Source organism: Mycolicibacter sinensis, from assembly GCF_001667375.1.
In the GTDB taxonomy this organism is placed as follows: domain Bacteria; phylum Actinomycetota; class Actinomycetes; order Mycobacteriales; family Mycobacteriaceae; genus Mycobacterium; species Mycobacterium sinense_A.
Window position 1 is genome coordinate 1 of record NZ_LZIN01000058.1, and the last position, 23,974, is coordinate 23,974.

General features: G+C 69.4%; 20 protein-coding genes and 1 pseudogene. 13 read left to right on the forward strand and 8 right to left on the reverse strand.

Annotated features, from left to right (window positions below; genetic code table 11):
* The 3 genes and pseudogenes from A5771_RS24315 to A5771_RS11465 form a co-directional block, all read left to right on the forward strand.
* A pseudogene (locus tag A5771_RS24315) lies at window positions 1–2,694 on the forward strand (PE family protein); the annotation flags it as partial.
* A 51-nt stretch (window positions 2,695–2,745) separates the two neighbouring features.
* Window positions 2,746–4,518: a signal peptide peptidase SppA gene (gene sppA, locus A5771_RS11460; protein ID WP_064855342.1), complete on the forward strand. Its 1,773-nt coding sequence runs from the start codon at window positions 2,746–2,748 to the stop codon at window positions 4,516–4,518.
* Window positions 4,519–4,605: 87 nt separating this feature from the next.
* The gene (locus A5771_RS11465; protein ID WP_207545430.1) at window positions 4,606–4,911 is read left to right on the forward strand and encodes a DUF732 domain-containing protein; all 306 of its coding nucleotides are present in this window, start codon (window positions 4,606–4,608) and stop codon (window positions 4,909–4,911) included.
* An 11-nt stretch (window positions 4,912–4,922) separates the two neighbouring features.
* On the opposite strand, the gene A5771_RS11470 is transcribed toward A5771_RS11465, so the two are convergent.
* On the reverse strand, window positions 4,923–6,155 hold the full coding sequence (locus A5771_RS11470) for a serine hydrolase domain-containing protein (RefSeq protein WP_064855344.1): 1,233 nt from the start codon (window positions 6,153–6,155) through the stop codon (window positions 4,923–4,925).
* A 141-nt stretch (window positions 6,156–6,296) separates the two neighbouring features.
* On the opposite strand from A5771_RS11470, the gene A5771_RS11475 reads away from it, so the two are divergent.
* Window positions 6,297–7,721 (forward strand): alkaline phosphatase family protein, encoded by a 1,425-nt coding sequence (locus A5771_RS11475; RefSeq protein ID WP_064855345.1) that lies wholly within the window; start codon window positions 6,297–6,299, stop codon window positions 7,719–7,721.
* Window positions 7,722–7,724: 3 nt separating this feature from the next.
* Here the strand turns inward: A5771_RS11475 and A5771_RS11480 are convergent, their stop codons facing one another.
* Both A5771_RS11480 and A5771_RS11485 read right to left on the reverse strand, forming a co-directional pair.
* Window positions 7,725–8,636 (reverse strand): class I SAM-dependent methyltransferase, encoded by a 912-nt coding sequence (locus tag A5771_RS11480; RefSeq protein ID WP_064855346.1) that lies wholly within the window; start codon window positions 8,634–8,636, stop codon window positions 7,725–7,727.
* A gap of 3 nt (window positions 8,637–8,639) precedes the next feature.
* Window positions 8,640–9,590 (reverse strand): class I SAM-dependent methyltransferase, encoded by a 951-nt coding sequence (locus tag A5771_RS11485; RefSeq protein ID WP_064855347.1) that lies wholly within the window; start codon window positions 9,588–9,590, stop codon window positions 8,640–8,642.
* 309 nt (window positions 9,591–9,899) lie between these two features.
* Between A5771_RS11485 and secY the strand changes: the two genes are divergently transcribed.
* From secY to A5771_RS11510, 5 genes are all read left to right on the forward strand, one after another.
* Window positions 9,900–11,231, forward strand: coding sequence for a preprotein translocase subunit SecY (secY, locus tag A5771_RS11490; RefSeq protein WP_064855348.1), 1,332 nt, complete (start codon window positions 9,900–9,902; stop codon window positions 11,229–11,231).
* Window positions 11,228–11,779 (forward strand): adenylate kinase, encoded by a 552-nt coding sequence (locus A5771_RS11495; RefSeq protein ID WP_064855349.1) that lies wholly within the window; start codon window positions 11,228–11,230, stop codon window positions 11,777–11,779. Before secY ends, A5771_RS11495 begins: the two co-directional genes overlap by 4 nt.
* Window positions 11,780–12,574, forward strand: coding sequence for a type I methionyl aminopeptidase (gene map / locus A5771_RS11500; protein WP_064855350.1), 795 nt, complete (start codon window positions 11,780–11,782; stop codon window positions 12,572–12,574).
* Between the two features lie 100 nt (window positions 12,575–12,674).
* On the forward strand, window positions 12,675–13,148 hold the full coding sequence (locus A5771_RS11505; protein ID WP_064855351.1) for a hypothetical protein: 474 nt from the start codon (window positions 12,675–12,677) through the stop codon (window positions 13,146–13,148).
* Between the two features lie 52 nt (window positions 13,149–13,200).
* A complete protein-coding gene (locus tag A5771_RS11510) occupies window positions 13,201–13,716 on the forward strand; it encodes a MarR family winged helix-turn-helix transcriptional regulator (protein ID WP_064855352.1) in 516 nt (171 codons plus the stop codon).
* Here the strand turns inward: A5771_RS11510 and A5771_RS11515 are convergent.
* Window positions 13,713–14,969, reverse strand: coding sequence for a GAF domain-containing sensor histidine kinase (locus tag A5771_RS11515; protein ID WP_064855353.1), 1,257 nt, complete (start codon window positions 14,967–14,969; stop codon window positions 13,713–13,715). The two genes, A5771_RS11510 and A5771_RS11515, sit on opposite strands and share 4 nt — an antisense overlap.
* Window positions 14,966–15,616, reverse strand: a complete 651-nt coding sequence (locus tag A5771_RS11520; protein WP_064855354.1) for a response regulator — start codon at window positions 15,614–15,616, stop codon at window positions 14,966–14,968. Before A5771_RS11520 ends, A5771_RS11515 begins: the two co-directional genes overlap by 4 nt.
* Window positions 15,617–15,716: 100 nt before the next feature.
* Between A5771_RS11520 and A5771_RS11525 the strand changes: the two genes are divergently transcribed.
* Window positions 15,717–16,250, forward strand: coding sequence for an HAD family hydrolase (locus tag A5771_RS11525; protein WP_064855355.1), 534 nt, complete (start codon window positions 15,717–15,719; stop codon window positions 16,248–16,250).
* 97 nt (window positions 16,251–16,347) lie between these two features.
* Window positions 16,348–16,962: a L,D-transpeptidase family protein gene (locus A5771_RS11530; protein WP_064855356.1), complete on the forward strand. Its 615-nt coding sequence runs from the start codon at window positions 16,348–16,350 to the stop codon at window positions 16,960–16,962.
* Between the two features lie 20 nt (window positions 16,963–16,982).
* Here the strand turns inward: A5771_RS11530 and mmsB are convergent, their stop codons facing one another.
* Genes mmsB through A5771_RS11545 form a run of 3 tightly spaced genes read right to left on the reverse strand, consistent with a single transcriptional unit; the run spans window position 16,983 to window position 20,596 of the window.
* Complete coding sequence (gene mmsB, locus A5771_RS11535) at window positions 16,983–17,858, reverse strand: 3-hydroxyisobutyrate dehydrogenase (RefSeq protein WP_064855357.1); 876 nt, start codon at window positions 17,856–17,858, stop codon at window positions 16,983–16,985.
* An 18-nt stretch (window positions 17,859–17,876) separates the two neighbouring features.
* Window positions 17,877–19,040, reverse strand: a complete 1,164-nt coding sequence (locus A5771_RS11540; protein ID WP_064855358.1) for an acyl-CoA dehydrogenase family protein — start codon at window positions 19,038–19,040, stop codon at window positions 17,877–17,879.
* A gap of 23 nt (window positions 19,041–19,063) precedes the next feature.
* Complete coding sequence (locus A5771_RS11545; protein WP_064855359.1) at window positions 19,064–20,596, reverse strand: CoA-acylating methylmalonate-semialdehyde dehydrogenase; 1,533 nt, start codon at window positions 20,594–20,596, stop codon at window positions 19,064–19,066.
* Window positions 20,597–20,756: 160 nt separating this feature from the next.
* On the opposite strand from A5771_RS11545, the gene A5771_RS11550 reads away from it, so the two are divergent.
* Both A5771_RS11550 and A5771_RS11555 read left to right on the forward strand, forming a co-directional pair.
* A complete protein-coding gene (locus tag A5771_RS11550) occupies window positions 20,757–21,479 on the forward strand; it encodes an ABC transporter ATP-binding protein (protein ID WP_064855360.1) in 723 nt (240 codons plus the stop codon).
* Window positions 21,476–23,971 (forward strand): ABC transporter permease, encoded by a 2,496-nt coding sequence (locus A5771_RS11555; RefSeq protein ID WP_064855361.1) that lies wholly within the window; start codon window positions 21,476–21,478, stop codon window positions 23,969–23,971. Before A5771_RS11550 ends, A5771_RS11555 begins: the two co-directional genes overlap by 4 nt.
* The last annotated feature ends 3 nt before the right edge of the window (window positions 23,972–23,974 follow it).

The following is a 23,974-nucleotide window of genomic DNA, read 5'->3' on the forward strand; positions in this document are numbered from 1 at the left end:
GACACCTTGCAAGGTGTCGGCGGCAACGGCGGCGAGGGCGGTGCCGGTGGTGACGGCGCCACCGGGACTACGGGGCCCGACGGGGGTGGTGCCGGTGGTAGCGGTGCGGGCGGGCAGGCGAACTCGGGTGCTGATGGCGCGGTTGGTGATCAAGGCGCCGGTGGCAACGGCGGCGTGGGCGGCAAGGGCGGAGACGGTGCGGCCGGCGGGATCGGAACGACCGGTCCGGACGGTGGCGTGGGCGCGGCAGGAACCAGCGAGACGCCCGACGGTGGCACCGGCGAAACCGGGCACACCGGCGGGCAGGGTCAAGCGGGCGGCAACGGCGGGGCCGGTGGCCAGGGCGGTGCGGCGGGCACCGGTTCCACGGACGGCGTGGTGGGCGCCGGCGGTGTCGGCGGCAACGGCGGTATCGGCGGCCAGGGCGGAACCGGCGGCAACGGCGGAAACGGCGGCGCCGGCTACGACCGACCCGGCACCACCGGGCTGTCCGGCGGCAACGGCGGTGTCGGCGGCGCCGGCGGAACCGGCGGGCAGGGCGGCGAAGGCGGCACCGCAGGCCTCGGCGGCCTGAACGGAGCCGGCGTCGACCGGGCCGACGCGGGAACAGACGGCGCCACCGGTTTGCAAGGTGTCGGCGGCAACGGCGGCGAGGGCGGTGCCGGTGGTGACGGCGCCACCGGGACTACGGGGCCCGACGGCGGCGACGGCGGCGCGGGGAAGGCGGGAACGTCGAGCACCCCGACCGGCGGCGCCGGGGAAACCGGCGGCAATGGAGTCGACGGCGGCACCGGCGGTAACGGCGGTAAGGGCGGCCAGGGTGGTGCCGCGGGTACCGGCAGCGTCAATGGCGACGTAGGTGCCGGAGGTAAGGGCGGCGACGCCGGTGACGGCGGCCAGGGCGGCAACGGCGGTAAAGGCGGCACCGGCGGCACCGGCTACACCTCGACCACGGCGAATGGTGCCAATGGCGGCAATGGCGGGACGGGTGGCACCGGCGGCAACGCCGGCCACGCCGGTAAGGCCGGCACGGCAGGCGCTGGCGGCCTAGACGGAGCCGGAAACAACCCGGCGGACGGCGGCAATGCCGGCAGCGACGGCAGCGCCGGCCAGGCGGGCGTCGGCGGTAACGGTGGCCTCGGCGGCAATGGCGCCCAGGGAACCGCGTCCAACTCGGTGAACACGGCCGGCGGCACCGGTGGAAAGGGCGGCACCGGCGGCGACGGGGGTCAGGGCGGCCAGGAAACCGACGGCAGCCACGCGCAGCAGGGCGACGGCGGCGACGGCGGCGACGGCGGCATGGGTGGCACCGGGAAGGCCGGAACGAACGGCGTCAACTCGTTGCTCAACCCCACTCTCCCCGGCACGGGCGGCAATGCCGGTGCGGGTGGCGTCGGTGGCACCGGCGGGAACGGCTTCAACGCCGGCGCCGGTGGCGCGGGCGGTACCGGCGGCACCGGTGGTGACGGCGGTAACGGTGCGGATGCCATAGTCGCTGCCCTGGGCCTCGGCGGGGCGCAGGCCGGTGCCGTGGGTGGCGTCGGCGGCCTCGGTGGTGTCGGCGGTGTCGCCGGCACCGCCAACGGCGGGCTCGTCGGTAGCAATGGCGCCGGCGGCGACGGCGGTGTCGGCGGCGCCGGCGGTCTAGGTGGGAGCGTTCTCGTCGGCCTGGGTGGCGCCGGCGCTCAGGGCGGCCACGGCGGCGCCGGCGGGGTGGCTGGCGTTGGCGGCGGAAGTGGAGTCGACCAGGGCGCCGCCGGTATCAGCGGCGCGGGCGGCGACGGTGGTAAGGGTGGTGACGCCGCCATCTCCGTGGTCGGCGGAAACGGTGGCGCCGGCGGTACGGGCGGCACCGGCGGCGCCGCCGCCAACCAGGCCGGCAGCATCGCCGGCGAAGGTGGACAGGGCGGCGACGGCGGTGGCGGCCTGGCCGGAACCATCGGCGGCGGCAAGGGCGGGAACGGCGGCGACGGTGGCGCCGCGAGCAACGCCGACGGAAGTGTCGGCGGCCAGGGCGGGACCGGCGGCACCGGTGGCACCAACCTTGCCGGTCTGGCAGTCGGTAGCACCGGCGGCACCGGCGGCACCGGTGGCGCCGCCGGCAGCGGGGTCGGAAGCATCGGCGGCCAGGGCGGCACCGGTGGCACCGGTGGCAGCAACGTAATCGGTGTCTTGTCCGGCGGCGCGGGTGGCGCCGGCGGGACCGGTGGCGCCGGCGGCAGCGGGGTCGGCAGTGTCGGTGGCCAGGGCGGCACCGGTGGTGTCGGTGGCGACAACCTTCTTGGTGCCGCGCCCGGCAGCACGGGCGGCGCGGGGGGCACCGGTGGCGCCGCCGGTACCGCGGTCGGCAGCACCGGCGGTGCCGGTGGAACCGGTGGTGCCGGTGGCGGCAACGCCCTGAGCGCCTTCGGCGGTGACGGCGGCGCCGGCGGCAAGGGTGGCTCGGGTACGGCGGCCGGCACCAACGGCGGCGACGGCGGCACCGGCGGTGCGGCCGGCGGCGACTTCATCGGGGTCTTCACCGGCTCCGGCGGCCATGGCGGCACCGGCGGAAACGGCGGTGCCGGTGGAGCCGGTGGCACCGGTGGTACCGGTGGCCCGGCGAACGGCACCCCGGGCTCTCCGGGCAGTCCGCCCAGCGGAAGCACGGGCGGCGCAGGAGGTGCGGGCGCCCCCGGCAGCATCGTGGGGTAGCGCGCCCCGAGCTTGAGAACTGGGCGAGGCCACGCCGGTAGGCTGAAATCCATGTTCTCCCTGCTGCCGTCGTTACCTGGCCTGGATGACCTGCGCGGCGCGGCCCGGCGCATCGACACCGCCCGGCACCATGGTGTGCCCAACGGTGTCGTGCTCGAACTCGACCTGCAGTCGCTGCCGCACGAGACCGGCGGTTTCGACCCGCTGGCGCTGCTTCGTTCCGGAAGCCAGCCGCCGGTGCTGCGTGACGTGGTGGCTGCGATCCACCGCGCGGCCGAAGACCCGCGAGTCGCCGCACTGATAGCGCGGGTGCAGCTTTCGTCCGCGGCTGCCGGCCCGGTCCAGGAGCTTCGGGCCGCGATCGCCGACTTCACCGCGGTCAAGCCGTCGCTGGCGTGGGCGGAGACCTACCCGGGCACCCTGTCCTATTACCTGGCGTCGGCGTTCGGCGAGGTGTGGATGCAACCCTCGGGGACGCTCGGACTGATCGGCTTCGCCACCAATGCGACGTTCCTGCGCACCGCCCTGGACAAGGCAGGCATCGAAGCGCAGTTCGTCGCCCGCGGCGAATACAAGTCGGCGGCCAACCTGTTCACCCAGGATTCCTACACCGACGCGCACCGCGAGGCCGATACCGCGCTGGTAGAAAGCCTGCACGCGCAGGTGCGCAGGGCCGTCGCCGAATCGCGGAATCTGGACGGCGGCGTCGTCGACGAGTTGGCCGACCGGGCGCCGTTGCTGCGTGACGACGCGATCGGGGCGGGCCTGATCGACCGGATCGGATTTCGCGACGAGGCCTACGAACGCATCGCCGAACTCGTTGGCGCCGAGGGTATCTCAGGCGCCGACGATGACGACGCACCACCTCGTCTCTACCTGTCGCGCTACGCGAATGCCACCGCCGAGGGAGCACGACCGGGCCTGCCGGGACGCAAACCCAAGCCGGCGATCGCCGTGGTGACGGTGGCAGGGGCGATCGTCAGCGGCTCCGGCGGGCCGCAGCTGTCGCCGTTCGGCAACCGCAGCGTCGGCGGCGACACGATCGCCGCGGCCCTGCGCGAGGCCGCCGCCGACGACGACGTCGCTGCGATCGTGCTGCGGGTGGACAGCCCGGGCGGCTCGGTCACCGGCTCGGAGACCATCTGGCGTGCGGTGCAGCAGGCGCGGGAGGCCGGCAAACCGGTGGTGGCCTCGATGGGCGCGGTCGCCGCATCCGGCGGCTACTACATCTCGGCGGGCGCCGACGCCATCGTGGCCAACCCGGGCACCATCACCGGATCGATCGGCGTGGTGACCGGCAAGCTGGTCGCCCGCGAGCTCAAGGACCGCCTGGGAGTGGGCACCGACACCGTGCGCACCGGCGCCAACGCCGACGCCTGGTCGATCAACGCCCCGTTCACCGCCGAACAGCACGGGCAGGTCGAAACCGAGGCCGACCTGTTCTACACCGACTTCGTAGCGCGGGTCGCCGAAGGTCGCAAGCTGTCCACCGAGGCGGTCGACGCGGTGGCGCGCGGGCGGGTGTGGACCGGCGCTGACGCCGCCGAACGCGGCTTGGTCGACGAGCTGGGTGGACTGGGCACGGCCGTGCGCCGCGCCAAGGTGCTGGCCGGACTCGACCCCCACGCGCAGGTCCGCACGGTGCGCTACCCCGGCTCGTCACTGTGGGAGTTCATCCGGCCGCGCCCGTCCTCGCAGCCGGCGGCGGCGCTCTCGGATGCGGTCGGGGCGCTGCTGGTGCGGTCGCTGACCGGGATCGTCGAGCAGGCGGGGCGGTCGGTCAACGGCGCCCAGGTGCTGTGGTTGGGTGAATCGCGCTGGTGAGCGCGTAACACAGATTCAACATTTTGCTTCCGCGACAGTAAAAACTCGGTAACGCGCGCTTAACGAGCGCCACTCATGCTGGGAAGCATGAAACGGTTACTGCTGTTGGCAGGTCTGAGTGCGATGGTCGGCCTCGCGGCGCCTGCCCACGCCGCACCGACCGGCATCGACGGGCAGTTCCTCGCCACCCTGACCGGGGCCGGGCTCAGCCACTCCGGAAACGACCAGGCCGCGGTGTCGGCCGGCCGTGCCGTGTGCCAGCTGATGGACGCCGGGCTGTCCCCGATGGACACCGTCGTCGCGGTGCAGGCCACCAACCCCGGCTTCACCATCCAGAAGGCGGGGGAGTTCGCCGCCATCTCGACCGCGCACTACTGCCCGGAGCACATGTAGGCACCCCGCGGTCAGGTCTGCGGTCTGGCACCCAGCACGTCACAGAACAGCGCGCGGCGTAGCGCGAGTTCGCGGGGATCGCTGTAGAGGTGAAATCCCAGGCGGTTCATCACGTAGCAGAAACCGATCCCGGTATCGGGATCGGCGAAGCCGAAAGACCCGCCCAAACCCGGTGTGCCATAAGCGGAATCCGAGGAACCGAAGACGGCGCCGAACCCCGGTTTGGACAGCCCCAGGGAGAAGCGGACTTTGACGCCGAGCACCTTGTCGCGTTCACCGCGGCTCGGTGATGCCGGCATCGCGGCGAGCGCTTCGCGCACCGGTGCGCTCAGCGGCAGCGCCGGATCGGCGGTTGCCGCAGCACCATAAAGGCGCGCGATCGACGATGCGGTGCCGATTCCGTTGGCCGAGGGGATCTCGATCGCACGCACGTCGTCACGGTTGTAGTCACCGTCCCACGGGGTGACATTGCTCGGCAGGCATCCCGCTCGGGTCAGCAAGCCGACCGGATTGAACGACGCGGCCACCAGGCGCATCGGCATCGCTTTGAGGTGCAGCAGCCCCTCCGCCCGCTTCCACTGGTGCAACAGCGCCACCCGTTGGCGCGCCACCGATTTCGGCAGTCCGATACAGAAGTCCAATTTGAGGGGCGCAGCGATCTCGTCGGCGAGAAACCGGCCCAGGGTGCGGCCGGCCGGGTCGGTGCGACGGGTCAGCTCGGACTCATACCAGCCCAGCGTGATCGCGTGATAGCCGTGTCGGGTGCCGGGCAGCCAGACCGGCCGCTGGGCGGCGAGTATCGGCGCCAGTCGTTGCGGGTCGGCGACGTCAGCGAGGGACGGCACCGGCTTGAGCACACACAAGCCGGCCTGATGACCGAGCAGCTGGCGGACCGTGATTTCACCCTTGCCGGCCTGGGCGAATTCCGGCCAGTGGTCGGCCACCTTGTCGTCGTAGCCGAACAGTCCGCGCGACACCGCCAATGCCACGGCCAGGGCGGCGACACCCTTGGTGGTCGAGAAGACGTTGACCATGGTGTCGCGCTGCCAGGGCGCCATGGTGACGCCGTCGCGGTAGCCGCCCCACAGGTCGATCACCTTGATGCCGTCGCGGTACACCGAGACCGCGGCACCCACCTCGCGGCCGCCGGCGAAGTTGGCGCGGAACGCGTCGGCGACCTTGCCGTAGCCCTCATCGACGTCCCCGTCGATCAGGTCGGGCGACACCTTGACTTTGAGCACCATCGGTGCGGTTATACCCCGGGTCAGCGTTTCTTCAACGCCGATATAGAAAAAATGAATGAAACGGTCAAAAAACCTGAGTGTTCCCTGGGTGTTCTGCTAGTGTCGCCGCCAGTGGGCGGAACTTCGACGAGGGAATCGATCGTGACATCAATCAAGCAGTTTCTGTGCGGTACCGCCGTCGCGAGTCTGGTCGCCGGAACGGGGGCCGCGGTCGGCGTGCCGATCGGTTATGTGGGGCCGTCGGCGCTGGACTGGTGGCTGGCCGCCGAGCATGTGCTGCTGATCGGCGTGGACGGCACCAACCTCAGCAAGATCCTGGAGTATGCCTACAACGACGACAGCGGGTTCAAGATCGCGATGGATCAGGGCATCACCGGCGCGGCGACCGAGGTGAACCACACCACGATCTCCGGGCCGTCGTGGTCGACGATTCTCACCGGTGTCTGGGACGACAAGCACGGTGTGGTCAACAACCTGTTCCGGCCCGAGCCGTACGACAAGTGGCCGACGGTGTTCAACATGCTCGAGTACTACAAGCCCGAGGTCAACACCACGGTGGTCGCGGACTGGGACTACATCAACGGCATCGCCGGCGCGGGCGGCCACCCGGCGGACAACAACATCTTCGTCCCGTTCCAGGACGACTGGGCCACCACCGACGCGCAGGTCACCGCGCAGACCATCGCCCAGATCATGGCCACCGCGAACAACCCGGATGACATCTCGAACTTTCTGTTCTCCTACCAGGTGCAGGTTGATGAGGCCGGGCACAGCTTCGGGGGCGGTTCGGCCGAGTACGCGCAAGCCGTGGTGAATACCGGAGCCAACATCAAGGAGATCCTGGACGCGATAGCCGCGGTCAAGGCGGTCACCGGCGATGACTGGTCGATTCTCATCACCACCGACCACGGCCACCAGCAGTCACTGGGCTTCGGTCATGGCTTCCAGTCGCCGAATGAGACGACGCAGTTCGTCATCTTCGATCAGGCCGGCGATCACGCCACCGACGGCAGCCAGAACCTGAACTACTCCATCGCCGACATCACGCCCACGATCCTGTCACTGTTCGGGGTCCCGATGCGCTCGGACTTCGACGGCGTCTCGATGGCGTTCGACCCGACCGTCCTCAACGGCGTCGTCTCGCCCGTGGACCTCAAGCAGGCGCTCACCGACGCGATCGCGATGTACGGCTACCCGAACATCGGCAACGACATCATGCTGGGGATCCGGACGATCGTCACCTCCATCCCTTACGGGCTGAACCTCGTCGTCACCGAAATCGACAAGTTCCTGCAGTCGATCGTCGACCAGGACATCTTCTTGGTCAGCGGACTGGCCGAATTCCTCCAGCAGGTCGTACAGTTCACCGGCGGCCTGGTGGTCGATACCACCGACACGCTGGCCCGGGGTATCGCCTACCTGACCGGATCGGGAGTCATCGCACCGACCGACCCGCCGCTGCCGCCGGCCGGTTCCGCGGACTTCAGCGACGTGTGGGGACTGCTCGGCGGGGACCACGGCCTCGCGGCGCCCGATCTGGCGCTGCCGGACTTCGACGTGGCCTAGCGCTTAGGCGCGAATAGCCTCGATCGCCACTGAGTTGCGCAGCTGCGCAACGATTTCTGCCTCGTCGGGGAAGCTGCGGCCATAGGCCGCGAAGACTTCGGTCCGGGTGCGTCCGCTGACCTGCCACCCGTGTTCGGTCAGGTATTCACCGGCGGGTCGCCGCTCGCCGGCGAAGACCAAATCGGCCATGTCCAGATCCAGGCCCTGATCGGCGAAGCGCCGGCCCACCGACCGATTCGAATCGGTGAGCGCGGCCGCGCCGTCGGGGTGGTATTCGGTGGCCAGCCGGCTGCCCGGCGCGCTCAACGCGGTGATGTTGTCGAACAGCCGATCCTGGGCCTCCGGCGGCAGATAGACGAGCAGCCCCTCGGCGCTCCACGCGGTCGGCTTTGTCTCGTCGAATCCGCTTCGGCGCAATGCGTCCGGCCAATCGTCGCGCAAATCGACGGCGACCGTCCGGCGCTCGGCGGTCGGCTCGGCGCCGAGCTCGGCCAGGGTTCGGGACTTGAACTCGATCACCTCCGGCTGGTCGATCTCGTAAACGACGCTGCCGTCCGGCCACCCCAGCCGATAGGCCCGCGAATCCAGTCCGGCGGCCAAGATGACTACCTGTCGGATACCGGCGGCGGCGGCCTGCAGGAAGAAGTCGTCGAAGAACCGGGTGCGCACCGCCATCACCTCGGTCATCGGCCCGGCGGTGGCGTCGGCTTCCGCAGCGACCGCCGGGTCCAGCTCACCATCGAGCAGCCGGTTGAAGAACTCGATCCCCACCGCACGCACCAGCGGCGCGGCGAACGGGTCGTCGATCAGCGCGTCGGGTTGCCGGCTGGCCAGCGCGCGGCCGACCGCGACCATGGTGGCGGTCGTGCCCACGCTGGATGCCAGATCCCAGCTGTCGTTCTCGCTGCGTGCCATCGCCTATCCCAGGGTCGCGGTGACGTAGGTCAGCCCGCCGTAGCTGTCGGCCTCCTCGAGCTGGGGGAGGCCGTGCGCGGCGAACAGCTCGTTGATGGTGCGGCTGTCGAGACGCCAGCCGTGCCCGGCGAGGTAGCTGGGGGCTTCATTGCGGTCACCGAAGTAGACCAGCTCGGTGAGGTCGAGATCCAGGCCGCGGCTGCGCATCCGCTCGGCGGCCTCCCGCATCCGCGTGCGTGCGGTGTCCTCGTCGGACGGGTCCAGCGGCGGGGTGCATTCCACGGCGAATCTGCTGCCGGGCGCCGACAGTGCGGTGACGGTGTCTAACAGCCTGTCTTGGGCGTCGGCGGGCAGGTAGGCCAGCAGGCCCTCGGCGCTCCAGGCGGTCGGCGCGGCCGGGTCGAAACCCGCCGCCCGCAGCGCGGCCGGCCAGTCGTCACGCAGGTCGACGGCTACCGGCCGGCGATCGGCAGCCGGCTGGGCGCCCTGGGCGGCCAGCACCCGGGTCTTGAACTCGATCACGTCGGGCTGGTCGATCTCGAAGACGGTGGTGCCGGCCGGCCAGTCGAGCCGATAGGCGCGCGCGTCGAGCCCGGAGGCCAGGATGACGGCCTGCCGGATGCCCGCTTCGGTACACGCGTCGAGGAAGAACTCGTCGAAGAAGCGGGTGCGCACCGCCATGTTGTCCGACATCCGGGACAGCATCGTCGCGCCGTTTTCGGCCTCGCCGTCGTCGAAGTCGGCCGGGCTGAGCTCGCCGCTGGCGAGCTTGCTGAACAAGTCCACGCCCACCGCGCGCACCAGCGGCTCGGCGTAGGGGTCGCTGATCAGCGGCCGGTCGGTGCCGTTTCCGCGGCTGGCCACCGCGCGGCCCACCGCCACCATGGTCGCGGTGGCGCCCACACTGGAGGACAGATCCCAGGTGTCTCCGGGAAATCGGCCGGTTTGTTTCATACTCGAACTCTCCTATGGTTACCGGCGACGCAGCGCCGGAAATTAATTAGCTGATTTAACGAGCTGTCGTCGACTGTACCCCCGCCCGCTGATGGTCCGCTGACAGCGCGTCGCTGCGGCTGCCCGGCCCACGGTGCTGAGCTGTTAGTCTCGTAGACTGCTGACGCGCCTGAAGTACACGCGTGGCCGCCTCATGATCGGTCGGCGCGTCGACGCGGAAGCGCAGGACCACCCCAGGACTAACCGGGCCGGAACAAACCAGCCCAATGGCACGCCGCGACCGGACCTCGGCTGCGCAGGAGGAGAAGAGTGTTCTCGGCTTTCATCTCATCACTGCGGACGGTCGACCTGAGGCGCAAGATCTTGTTCGCCCTGGGCATCATCGTCATATACCGGCTCGGGGCGGCCATCCCGTCGCCCGGCGTCGACTACCAGAACGTGCAGCAGTGCATCAAAGAGGTCAGCGGCGGTGAGGCGGCGCAGGTCTACTCACTGATCAACCTGTTCTCCGGCGGTGCGCTGTTGCAGCTGACGGTGTTCGCTATCGGCGTGATGCCCTACATCACCGCGAGCATCATCGTGCAGTTGCTGACCGTGGTCATCCCGCGCTTCGAGGAGTTGCGCAAAGAAGGCCAGTCCGGCCAGAACAAGATGACGCAGTACACCCGCTACCTGACGGTGGCGCTGGCGGTGCTGCAGGCCACGTCCATCGTCGCGCTGGCGGCCAACGGCGGCCTGCTGCAGACCTGCAGCCTGCGCCACGACATCATTTCCGACCACAGCATCTTCGGCCTGATGGTCATCGTGCTGGTGATGACCTCCGGTGCGGTGCTGGTGATGTGGCTCGGTGAGCTGATCACCGAGCGCGGCATCGGCAACGGCATGTCGCTGCTGATCTTCGTCGGTATCGCCGCACGTATTCCGATCGAGGGCAAGACGATCCTGGACTCCCGCGGCGGCCTGGTTTTCACCATGGTCTGCCTGGCTGCGCTGGTCATCGTCGTCGGCGTGGTCTTCGTCGAGCAGGGCCAGCGCCGTATCCCGGTGCAGTACGCCAAGCGGATGGTCGGCCGGCGGATGTACGGCGGCACCTCGACCTACCTGCCGCTCAAGGTCAACCAGGCCGGCGTAATCCCGGTCATCTTCGCATCGTCGCTGATCTACATCCCGCAGCTGGTGACCCAGCTGGTCCGCAGCGGCAGCGGCGGCGTCGGCAACAGCTGGTGGGACAAGGCCGTCAGCACCTATCTGTCCGACCCGTCGAACCTGGTGTACATCGGTGTGTACTTCGGCCTGATCATCTTCTTCACCTACTTCTACGTGTCGATCACGTTCAACCCCGACGAGCGCGCCGACGAGATGAAGAAGTTCGGCGGCTTCATCCCGGGTATCCGGCCGGGCCGCCCGACCGCGGACTACCTGCGTTTCGTGCTGAACCGGATCACGCTGCCGGGCTCGATCTACCTGGGTGTGATCTCGGTGCTGCCCAACCTGTTCCTGCAGATGGGCAACTCCGGGACAGTCCAGAACCTGCCATTCGGTGGCACCGCGGTGCTGATCATGATCGGCGTCGGGCTTGACACGGTCAAGCAGATCGAGAGCCAGCTCATGCAGCGCAACTACGAAGGGTTCCTCAAGTGAGAGTCGTACTGCTGGGACCGCCCGGGGCGGGTAAGGGCACCCAGGCCGTCAAACTGGCCGAGAAGCTGGGCGTCCCGCAGATCTCCACCGGCGACCTGTTCCGGCACAACATCGCCGAGGGCACCGAACTGGGCCGGCAGGCCAAGCAATACCTCGATGCCGGCGACCTGGTGCCGCCCGAGCTGACCAACGCACTAGTTGAGGACCGGCTCGACCAGCCCGATGCGGCAGGCGGATTCATCCTGGACGGCTACCCCCGTTCCGTGGAGCAGGCCGAGGCGCTGCATGACATGCTGGAACGCCGCCAGACGAAGCTGGATGCGGTGCTGGAGTTCCGGGTCACCGAGAGCGAGCTGCTCAAGCGGCTCAAGGCGCGTGGCCGTGCGGACGACACCGCCGAGGTGATCCACAACCGCATGGTGGTCTACCGCGAAGAGACCACGCCGCTACTGGACTACTACCAGGATGAGCACGAGCTGCACGTGGTGGATGCACTCGGCACGCTCGATGAGGTGTTCGCGCGCGCGTTGAGCGCCCTGGGACGCTAAGTGATCGGGTGGGCGAAGCGGCGGAAGGCGGTGCCGCATCGCAGCCCGGGGGAGCTCGACGCGATGGCCGCGGCGGGTGCCGTCGTCGCCGCCGCCCTGGCCGCGGTGCGTGAGGCCGCTGCCGTCGGCGTGTCGACGTTGGAGCTCGACGAGGTCGCCGAGTCGGTAATCCGGAAAGCGGGGGCCACGCCGTCGTTCCTGGGCTACCACGGTTTCCCCGCCTCCATCTGCAGTTCGGTGAACGACCGTGTGGTGCACGGCATCCCGTCGCCGAGCGAGGTGCTGGTGGCAGGGGATCTGGTGTCCATCGACTGCGGTGCGATCCTGGACGGCTGGCACGGCGACGCGGCCGTGACGTTCGGCGTCGGCACCCTGTCATCGGCCGACGAGGACCTGTCGGCGGCCACCCGGCAGGCGATGGACACCGGAATCGCGGCGATGGTCCCGGGCAACCGGCTCAGCGATGTCTCGCATGCCATCGAAACGGGCGCCCGCGCCGCGTCGGCGCGGTTCCGCCGCTCGTTCGGCATCGTCGAGGGCTACGGCGGCCACGGTATCGGCCGCCAGATGCACATGGATCCGTTCCTGCCCAACGAGGGGGAGCCAGGGCGCGGGCCGCTGCTGGTAGCCGGATCGGTGCTGGCGATCGAGCCGATGCTGACCCTGGGCACCGACCAGACCCGCATCCTCGAGGACGAGTGGACGGTGGTCACCGCCGACGGGTCCCGCGCCGCGCACTGGGAGCACACCGTCGCCGTCACCGACGACGGGCCGCGGATCCTGACGCAGGTCTGACTCGGCCGACGCGAACTACTTCTGTTCGCGTCTGAACTGAATTCATGAATGGGTCGTATCACCTTCATCCTCAACCCATTCACGAATTGGAGTCGCTCTGATGGGTGCTATCCGAACCACACCCGGTCTCTGCACGGCTGCCGGAGCTTTCCTGGCCGTCGCGCTCATCTCGTTGACAGCCGGCCCGCTCGCCCACGCAGACGACGGCGACGGCATCACGGTCATCTCGCCGCCGGGCCCCGACCCGGATTTTCTAAGTGGGCCCGTGCAGAATTTCGGCTTCTTCACCGACCAGGGCTTCGCCGACCCGGACGAACACTTTGATGCGATCGTTTTCCAGATACCGTCCCTCGGCATCACCGACGTATTGACATCGGGAATCGACCCCTCGGATCACCTGGCCTTGGCCGATCCCGGCCTGGGGCTGCCCGCGGACGTGACCGCAGGAACGGTCGACGAGACGGTCAACACGTTCAGGGATTCGATGGACCCGGCCCTGGACAGCACGTCGATCATCCCGTTCACGGATCCGCTCACCGACTTGTGGGTTGCACTCCTGCCGCTGGGCTTCTGATCCGAGGGTGTTTCCGTCCCGCGCGCATTTGGCACGTGCGGTAATAAGGAGCGTGGCCTGTTATCCCCCTGACCCTGCCGGTGAGCCCGATCCGATCGCGCTAGCCCGCGCCAACTGGGAGCGGGCCGGCTGGGGTGAGGTCGCCGACGGCATGGTGGCAGTGACGTCGGTGATGCGCGCCCACCAGATCCTGCTGGCCCGGGTGGAATCCACCCTGCGGCCCTACGACCTGAGTTTCTCCCGGTTCGAGCTGCTGCGACTGCTGGCGTTCAGCCGCTCCGGCGCCCTGCCGATCACCAAGGCCTCCGACCGGCTGCAGGTCCACGTCACCAGCGTCACGCACGCGATCCGCCGGCTCGAGGCCGCCGGACTGGTGGAACGGCTGCCGCATCCCACCGACGGCCGCACCACGCTGGTGTCCATCACCGATCTGGGCCGCTCGACGGTGGCGGAGGCGACCGTCAGCCTCAACCGCGAGGTATTCGCCGACATCGGAATGTCGGCGCAGGAGTCCCGCAGCCTGTCGGAGGCGATCGAGACCCTGCGCCGGCATGCCGGGGACTTTTAGCCGGCGTCTCGTGCGGAGGGGGACGGGATCGGGATGGTGGCGGTGACGGCCGTTCCCGCGCCGGGGCGCGACCGGATGTTGAGCCGGCCGCCCACCAGCTCGGCGCGCTCGGCCATCGACAACACCCCGTAGCCGCCCATCTCGTCGCCGCCCACCGGATGCTCGAAGGTGTCGAAACCCACGCCGTCATCGACGATCTCCAGCCGGGCCGTGTCGGGATCGGCGGTGATGGCGAACCGCAGCCGCACGATGGTCGCCTCAGCGTGCTTGACGACGTTCTGCAGGCCCTCCTGGGCGATCCGGTACAGCGCCAGCTCGATGTGCTCGGGCAGCCGGGTCTCGTCCAGGTCCAGCTCAATGCGCGGCTGCGGGATCGACCTTGCGAGGCTGGCCAGCCCGCCGGCCAGGCCCAGGTCGTCGAGCACCGGCGGCCGCAGCCCGCTGATCGCCACCCTCGTCTCCTGCAGCGTCAGCCCGGCCAGCTCGCGGGCGGCCTCCAACTGCACCGACGCCTCGTCGGGGTCGGCGGCGACCAGCCGGGCGGCGGCGTCGAGCCGATAGGACAACGTCACCAGCCGCTGCGAGATCCCGTCGTGGATGTCACCGGCCAACCGGCGCCGCTCGATCTCCTGAGCCTCGATTACCTGCTCGACGAACAGCTCGTGGGCGCGTTCGCGCGCCACTAACTGCCGGTGTAACCGGGCCTGGTGCATGGCGCCGGCGATGAGCTGGCCGATCACCCGCAACAGCTCGATGTCGCTGGAGGTGAAGTCGCGGCGCGCCACGGTGTGCACGTTGAGCACGCCCACCAGCCCGCCCGGATCGGTCTCCATCGGCACCGACACCATCGAGGTGAAATCGCGTCCGCGCAGCGACTCGATCGGCACGTAGCGCGGGTCGGCCTCCTTGTTGTCGCTGATCACCACCGGCTCGCGATGGCTGGCCACCCACCCCGACACCCCCGAGCCCAGCGGCAGCCGGATCTTGCCGACCTCGGTGTCGAACGGCGGCGTCGCCCCGGTCAGGGTCAGCGACCTGTCGGTGTCGTCGAGGACGTGCACAAAGCAGACGTCGGTGCCGGTGGCCGCGGTGATCATCCGGGCGGCCGCGGCGGCCAGCGGTTCCACGCCGGGCCCGCTGGAGGCGGCCTGGATGAGCTCGCGCAGCAGCGCCAGCTCGTGGTTGGCGTCAACAAAATCCCGTACCGCGGTGGCTTTGCGGGTGCGGGACCGGTTCTGGCCGGCCGAGCTCACCGGTAGATGCCTTCGCGCAGTGCGGTGGCCACCGCGCCGGTGCGGTCGGAGACCCCCAGCTTGCGGTAGATCGACCGCAGGTGGCTCTTGACGGTCTCGTCGCCGATCACCAGCTTGGTGGCGATGCCGCGGTTGGACAGCCCGCTGACCATGTAGGCCAGGATCTCGCTTTCGCGCTGGGTGAGGCCCTGGCGGGCGCCGGGCCAGAACTCGTCGCGTTGCAGCCGGGCGGCGGTGCCGGCCGCCCGGGCCGCCAGGCCGGGGTCGATCACCGTCTCGCCGCGGTGGGCCATCTCGATCTGATGCACCAGATCGTCGCTGCTGATGCTCTTGAGCAGGTAGCCGCTGGCACCGACTCTCAGCGCCTCGAACAGGTACTGCTCGTCGTCGTAGACCGAGAGCATCACCACCCGGCGTTCCGGGTCGCGTTCCCGCAGCGCCAGACAAAGGTCCAGACCGCTTTCGCCGCGCATCCGTACGTCGCACAGCACGATGTCGGGGTCGGTCTCGGCGACCACGGCCAGCGCCTGCTCGGCGTTGATCGCCTGCCCGACCACCTCGATCCGGTCGGTGAACGCGGTGAGCATGGCCCGCAGGCCTTCGATCACCATCTCGTGATCGTCGACGAGGACCAGTCGCACGGGCATGACATGACAATAAGGCCCGAATAAGCTCCGACGGTTTACCCCGGGCAGTTCCCCCGAATGGGGGAGGACGCCCGCGCCCGTTCTCGGGCACCCTGCTGTTATGCCGATCACAACTGAGCTCGCGACATGGACCAGTCCCGGCCGCCCGTTCTGGTGGGACCAGGTGCACACCGACGCCGAGGTGTACCCCCTACAAGCGGTGATCTTCGATATCGATGCTCTTGCCGACGCCGACGGCGAGCCCCGCTCCGGCCTGGTGGACCTGGTGCTGAGCCTGTTCGCCACCGGACTTTGGGTGGCCGTGGTCGGCGCCGGACCGCGCGACGCGGTGCAGGCCCGGGTGCGGGAACTGATCGGGGACGGCATGACCGAGACCGTCGTGACCGCCGAGGACCTCACCGGTCCCGCCGGTGACGCCGAGCTCTACCGGCTGGCGTTGTGGGAGCTGGGCATCGTCGCCGGTGAGTCGCTGGTGATCGCCGGATCCGAGGCCGGCGCCCGGACCGCCGCGGCCATCGGCCTGCCTGCGATCTTCGCCGACACCGACGGCTACGACGGCCTGTCGGCCAACGGGTGCCGGGAACTGCAGGCGCAGCGGGTGGTGGCCCGGTTCAGCTGCCGCGAAGCGGGTTGATCACGGCGCTGGTTAATTGACGCTGACGCCACCGGTCATCGACCATGATCTGGTGCCTCGTCGACTGGTAGTTCTGCTGTGCGCGGTGCTGTGTGCGATGGGCGTGACCTCGGTGACCGCGCCACTGGCCGCGGCGGTCGTCGAACCGTGGTTCGCCGAGGCGGTCGGCAATGCCACCCAGGTGGTTTCGGTTGTCGGAGTGGGTCATTCGACCGCAAAGATCGATGTCTATCAGCGGACTGCCGCCGGGTGGGAACCGGTCGCAGCCGGGATTCCGGCACATGTCGGCTCGGCGGGTATCACCCCGCAAACCAAGGAAGGTGAACCGTCGACCCCGATGGGGTTCTACACGCTCGATTCGGCGTTCGGCACCGCTCCGAATCCCGGCGGTGGCCTGCCTTATGTGCAGGTCGGATCCGACCACTGGTGGGACAGCGACTCCAACAGCCCGACCTACAACACCATGCAGGTCTGCAAAAAAGCCCAGTGCCCGTTCAACACGGCGGCCAGTGAGAACCTCGACATCCCGCAGTACCGGCATGCGGTGGTCATCGGCGTCAATAAAACCCGCACCCCCGGTGACGGCTCCGCCTACTTCTTTCACACCACCGATGGCGGGCCGACGGCGGGCTGCGTGGCGATCGATGACGCCACGCTCGTGAAGATCATCGGCTGGCTACGGCCGGGCGCGCTGATGGCAATCGCGAAGTAGTCGGCAGGACGGCGGGGCGCTCAGCTCTCCCGCAGCAGGTTGATCACCGCGCTGAAGTCCTCGGCGCTGTGTTCGGCGGCGAAGTCGCGGTAAATCTGGGCGGCGTGGCTGCCCAGCGGGGCGTTCGCGCCGGTCGACGCCACCGCGTCCATCGCCAGGTGAAGATCCTTGTTCATCAGCGCGGTGGCGAAACCCGGCTCGAAATTGCGGTTCGCCGGGGAGGTGGGCACCGGGCCGGGAACCGGGCAGTTGGTGTGCAGCGCCCAGCAGTTTCCGGTTGCCCCGGTCATCACGTCGAACAGCGCCTGGTCGGCCAGTCCGAGTTTTTCGGCCAGCACGAACGCCTCACCCACGGCGACCTGTTGCACGGCCAGCACCATGTTGTTGCAGATCTTGGCGGCCTGGCCAGCTCCGGCGGTACCGCAGTGAATGATCTTGGCGGCCATCGGTTCCAGCACCGGTTTCGCCCGTGTCACTGCTTCTTCGCTGCCGCCGACCATGAAGGCCAGTCGCCCGGCGACCGCACCGGCGACACCGCCGGACACCGGGGCATCGAGTTGAGCGAACCCGTGCGAGCCGGCCAGCGTGTGCACCTCGCGGGCGTCGTTAACCGAGATCGTGGAGCTGTCGATGAACAGGGTGTCGGGCCGGGCGCAGGTGAGGATCTCGGCGTAGCAGCGCTTCACCGCGTCCCCGTGCGGCAGCATGGTGACTACCGCGTCGGCGCCGGCCACCGCGTCGGCGGCTGACGGCTGCATGCTCACCCCGTGCTGCTCGGCGGCCGCGGCGGCCGCCGCCACCGGGTCGAAGCCCCGCACGGTGTGCCCGGCGGTGACCAGGTTGGCCGACATCGGCCCGCCCATGTGGCCCAGGCCGAGGAACGCCACGATCGCCATGTCTCTCCTTTGCGCCGGCTACTGGCCAGACCGGACGCGGGCGGCTTGGGCCCGGCCGATCACCATCCGCATGATCTCGTTGGTGCCCTCCAGGATGCGGTGCACCCGCAGATCCCGGACGATTTTCTCCAGACCGTACTCGCGCAGATACCCATAGCCGCCATGCAGTTGCAGCGCCTGGTCGGCGACGTCGAAGCAGGCGTCGGTGACGTAGCGCTTGGCCATCGCGCACAGTTCGACCTTGTCGGGCGCGTTGTCGTCGAGCGCGGTCGCCGCGCGCCACAGCAGTAGCCGGGAGGTCTCCAGTGCGGTCGCCATGTCGGCGAGGGTGAAGCGGATCGTCGGCTCGTCGAGCAGTGCCTTGCCGAACGCCGACCGGTCGGCCAGGTAGCCGCCGGTCTTGTCGAACGCGGCCTGCCCGCCGCCCAGCGAGCAGGCCGCGATGTTGATCCGGCCACCGTTGAGGCCGTTCATCGCGATCGAGAAGCCGGTTCCTTCGCCTTCGGGGCCGCCCAACATCGCCTCGGCGGGCACCCGCACCCCGTCGAGAATCACCTGCGCGGTCGGTTGGGAGTTCCAGCCCATCTTCTGCTCGGCGGCACCGAAACTCAGTCCGGGCGAGTCCTTTTCGATGATGAACGCCGAGATGCCCCGAGGGCCTTCACCGCCGGTGCGGGCCATCACCACGTACACGTCCGAGACACCGGCGCCGGAGATGAACTGCTTGACGCCGTCGAGCACGTAGTCTGCGTTCTGTCCGGGCCCGGACCGCACCGCGCGGGTGCTCAGCGCACTGGCGTCGGATCCGGCCCCCGGTTCGGTGAGGCAGTAGCTGGCGACCGAGGTCATCGGCGCCAACCTGGGCACCCAGTTCTTGCGCTGCTCTTCGGTGCCGTAGCTGTCGATCATCCAGGCGCACATGTTGTGGATCGACAGGTAGGCGGCGATCACCGGGTCGGCGATCGCCAACTGCTCGAAGATGCGCACCCCGTCCAGGCGGCGCAGTCCGGACCCGCCGACGTCGTCACGGCAGTAGATCGCGGCCATGCCCAGTTCGGCCGCCTCCCGCATCACGTCGACCGGAAAGTGGTGCGTCTCATCCCATTCCAGGGCGTGTGGGGCGAGACGCTTCTCGGCGAACGCCGCGGCGGTCTCGACGATCACTCGTTCTTCGTCATCCATAGTCGTGTTCACAGTCTGGGTCGTTAACCCATTGTGGGGATGTGGAATTCGGCGCCGTCCTTGATGCCGGAGGGCCAGCGCTGCGTGACGGTCTTGACCTTGGTGTAGAACTGGATCGACGCGGTGCCGTGCTGGTTGAGGTCGCCGAAGCCGGACCGCTTCCAGCCGCCGAAGGTGTGGTAGGCCACCGGCACCGGGATCGGCACGTTCACCCCGACCATGCCGACCTGCACCCGGGAGGTGAAATCCCGGGCGGTGTCGCCGTCACGGGTGAAGATCGCCACCCCGTTGCCGTACTCGTGCTCGGACGGCAATGCCAGGGCCTCTTCGTAATTGGCCGCCCGGACAATGCACAGCACCGGGCCGAAGATCTCGTCGGTGTAGATCGACATGTCGGTGGTGACGTGGTCGAACAGGGTGGGCCCGATGAAATAGCCGCCGGACAGGCTGGCCGGCCCGTCCGGAAGGCCGAACTCCAGGTCGTCGGCGGCGCGGGTCCGGCCGTCGACCACCAATTCGGCGCCGGCTTCCACGCCCTGCCCGATGTAGTCGCGGACTCGGGCGAGTGCGGCCTCGGTGATCAGCGGTCCGTAGTCGGATTTGGGGTCCAGGCTGTGCCCGACCCGCAACTGGTTGACCCGCTCGACCAGCTTGGAGCGAAGCGCCTCCGCGGTCTCCTCGCCGACCGGCACCGCCACGCTGATCGCCATGCAGCGCTCGCCGGCACTGCCGTATCCGGCGCCGATCAGCGCGTCCACCGCCTGGTCCAGGTCGGCGTCGGGCATCACGATCATGTGGTTCTTCGCCCCGCCGAAACAGTGCGCCCGTTTGCCGTTCGCGGTGGCGGTCGAATAGATGTACTCGGCGATGTCGGAGCTGCCGACGAAACCGACCGCGGCGATGTCGGGGTGGCCCAGCAGGGCGTCCACCGCCTCCTTGTCGCCGTGCACCACCTGGAACACCCCGGGCGGCAAGCCGGCCTCCAAGAAGAGTTCGGCCAGGCGCACCGGGACCGAGGGGTCGCGTTCGGAAGGCTTAAGGATGAACGCGTTGCCGCAGGCCAGCGCGGGGCCGGCCTTCCACAGCGGGATCATCGCGGGGAAGTTGAACGGGGTGATCCCGGCGACGACGCCCAGCGGCTGGCGCAGCGAGAACACGTCGATGCCCGGACCGGCGCCCTCGGTGTGCTCGCCTTTGAGCAGGTGCGGGATGCCGATGGCGAACTCGATCACCTCGATGCCGCGCTGGATGTCGCCGCGGGAGTCGTCCACGGTCTTGCCGTGTTCGCGGGAGAGCAGCTCGGCCAATTCGTCCATGTTGGCGTTGACCAGCTCGATGAAGCGCATCAGCACCCGGGCCCGCCGCTGCGGGTTGTAGGCGGCCCAGTTCTTCTGGGCGGCGACGGCCACCGCGACCGCGGCGTCGACCTCGGCGGCGTCGGCCAGCGGAACCTTCGCCTGCACCGCGCCGGTGCTGGGATCGAAGACGTCGGCGGTGCGCTGCGAACGGCCCGCGGCGCGTTTGCCGTCGATGAAGTGCGAAATCTGTGTGGTCATGCGTCATCCCCGTGACTGTGGTGGTGAGCCGGAACCGGCCCGACGCCCAGAATACTAGGACATCCTAGTAAATGCGAGGGGGGTGCCATTCGTTGTCGAACCGTTCGCGGGCCGGACTCGTGGTATTCATATCGGCGGTGCGCGGCCCCGCGGGAGGACCATGACCAGAGGACGTGACCAGCGCGCACTCACCATCGACCTTCGCGATGTGGTGCGTGAGTACCGGGTCGGCGATCAATCGGTGCGGGCGCTCGACCGGATCAGCCTGCACCTCACCGGCGGACAGTTCGTGGCGATCGTCGGGCCGTCGGGGGCGGGTAAAAGTACGCTGCTGCACCTGCTCGGCGCGCTGGACACCCCGGATGCCGGTTCCATCGCCTTCGACGGCGCCGAGATCGGCCGGCTCGGCGATGAGGAACAGTCCCGGTTTCGCCACCATCAGGTGGGGTTCGTCTTTCAGTTCTTCAACCTGCTGCCCACCCTGTCGGCGTGGGAGAACGTGGCGGTCCCGACGCTGCTCGACGGCGTCCGGCTGGGCAGGGCCCGCGCCGATGCGGTCCGGTTGCTGGACCGGGTGGGTCTGGGTAACCGCACCGAGCATCGCCCGGCGGAACTGTCCGGAGGCCAGATGCAGCGGGTCGCGGTGGCGCGAGCGCTGATGATGGACCCGGCACTGATCCTGGCCGACGAACCCACCGGGAATCTCGATTCCACCACCGGCGCAGCGATTTTGGCGTTGCTCGCCGAGGTGGCACACGAGGGCGGCCGCGGGCGGCTGGTGGTGATGGTGACCCACAACGGCGAGGCCGCAGCGGCCACCGATCGGGTGATCACCCTGCAGGACGGTCGGGTCGGTTCCGACGCCGCGCTGGTCGCGCGATGAAACCGGCCACGGCGATGGCGGTCGCGAGCCGGCTGCGCGTGTTCAGCGTGCGCGAACTCGCCGTGCACCGTCGGCGCACCACCGCCTCGATCGCCGTCATGGCGGTGTCCGCCCTGTATCTGGTCGCGATCTTCGGCATCTTCGGATCCATCACCGGATCGGTGAACCGGCTGGCCGACCAGATCGCCGGCATCGCGTCCCTGGAGGTATCCGGTATCACCGACGCCGGCTTTCCCGACAGCATCGTCGCGGAGGTCGCCGCGGTGCCCGGCGTGGCGACCGCGGCACCGATGATCCGGACGTCGGCGGCCACCGCCGATGGCCCAGTGCTATTGCTCGGTGCGGACGCGAGCAGCGCCGCGCTGGAGGGGGCTCTGAAGAGCGCCGTCGGCGCACTGCCGGCGGCGCAGCGGCCCGATGGCGTGCGGGTCGGGCCCGGCGTCGCTCACGCGGAAGGTGAGACGTTCCAGCTGGGTTCGGGTTCGGTCGTCGTCGCCGAGGTACTGACCGGCAAGCAGCTCGCCGACCTCAACGGCGGCCACTACGTGCTGGCCCCACTTGCGTTGGCGCAGAACGTCACTGGACGCGCCGGGCAACTCGACTCGCTGTTGATCACCGTCAAGCCCGGTGCCGACCCGACGGCCGTGCGCGCCGCGGTCACCGCCGCCGTGGGCGGCCGGGCGGTCGTCGCGGATCCGAGTCTGCGGGCGGCGCGGGCCGGCGACGGGGTCAAGCTGATGAACTACATGGCGCTGATGGGTGCGGCGGTTGCGTTGGTGGTCGGCGCGTTCCTGATCTACACCACCATGACCATGGCGATCACCGCGCGCCGGCCGGTCATCTCGATGCTGCGGGCGATCGGGGCCCGACGCGCCATGATCGTGCGCGACCTGCTGGCCGAGGCCGCGATTCTCGGGCTGATCGGTGGTGCGCTCGGGGCGGGCGCCGGCATCTTCGCCGGCCGCATGGCGATCGGCCGATTGCCGCCGGCCATAACACAGGGACTGGAAGCCCGGGTCGAATACCTGTTGCCCGGCTACGCGATTCCGGCCGCGCTGGCGGCGACGGTACTCACCGGCGTGGCCGCCTCGGCGATGACTACCCGGCAGGTCTACAAGGTCGCGCCGATCGAGGCCCTCGCGCCGCCCGGCGCGTCGGCGGCCGACGTGGTACCCCGCTGGTTGCGGGTCGGAAGCGGAGTGGTGGCGCTCGCGGTGTTCGCGGCAGCGATCGCGATGGTGCTCGCCCGGCCCGGCACCCTTGCGTTCGCCGGGATGATCGCGCTGTTCTGCGCCGAGATCGCGATGGGATTCGCGCTCACCACACCGATCGTCAATGCCACCGCGGCCACGGCTCGGATCTTCGGAACCGTTGGGGCATTGGCGGCTGCAACCATACAACGTGCGCCGCGGCGGGTGTGGGCCACCGTCATGACCGTGCTCATCGCCGTGATCACCACGGTGATGATCACCGGCACCAACGCCGACATGGTCGCCTCGGCGCGCGGCGTCTTCGCGCCGGCTGCGGGAGCCGACGTGTGGGTGAGTGCCGATCCGCCCGACAGCTATCCCACCGATGCGCTGCCGAGTGGCCTCGCCGACACGGTGGCCGCGGTGCCGGGCGTCGCACGGCTCACCGAGGGCGCCGTCGGCTTCGCCGTGGTCGGCGGCACCCGCGTCTTGCTCGACGGGTTCGCCCCGGGAACCCACGATCCGCTGTACCGCGCGCTCGACCCGCCGCTTCGGGAGGACGTGCTCACCGGCCGCGGCGTGGTGCTGTCGGCGAATCTCGGTAGGACGCTGCATGTCGGTGTGGGCGATCAACTGCAGCTGCAGACGCCGCACGGCCCGCAGCGCACGACGGTGCTGGCCTTGGTGCCGTACTTCTCCACGGTCATCGGCACCGTCGGGATCAGCCTCGATCACCTGCGGACGTGGTTCGACCGGCCGGTGGCGACCACGCTGCAGGTCACCGCGGCCGCCGGGGTGGATCGCCGGCGTCTGGCGGACGACGTCCGCCGGGCGGTTCCCGCGCCCAACTATGTCTACGACGGCAATGCGGCGCTGGCGGGACTCGAGGCGCCGCTGCACCAGAGCATGTTCATCGCCAACGCGGTGTTGGTGATCGTGGTGATCGTGGCCGCGGTCGCCCTGTTCAACACGTTGACGCTGTCGGTGCTGGAGCGCCGCCGCGAACTCGGGGTGTTGCGGGCGATGGGAGCCAGCCGCCGGTTCACCGTGCGGATGGTGCTGGCCGAGGCGGTGGGCATCGGTGCCGTCGGCGGCGCGTTCGGGCTGCTGATCGGCCTGCTGGACCAGTGGCTCTACAGCCTGGTCAGCGCGGACGTCATGAACTTCGCCGTCACCTTCCGGCCCAGCCCGATGGCGGCTGCGTTCACCCTGGGCGCGTTGGTGATCAGCCTGCTCGGTGCGCTGCCGCCGGCGCGGCGGGCGGCGCGGCTGAACATCATCGCGGCGGTGAGCGTGGAATAGGCG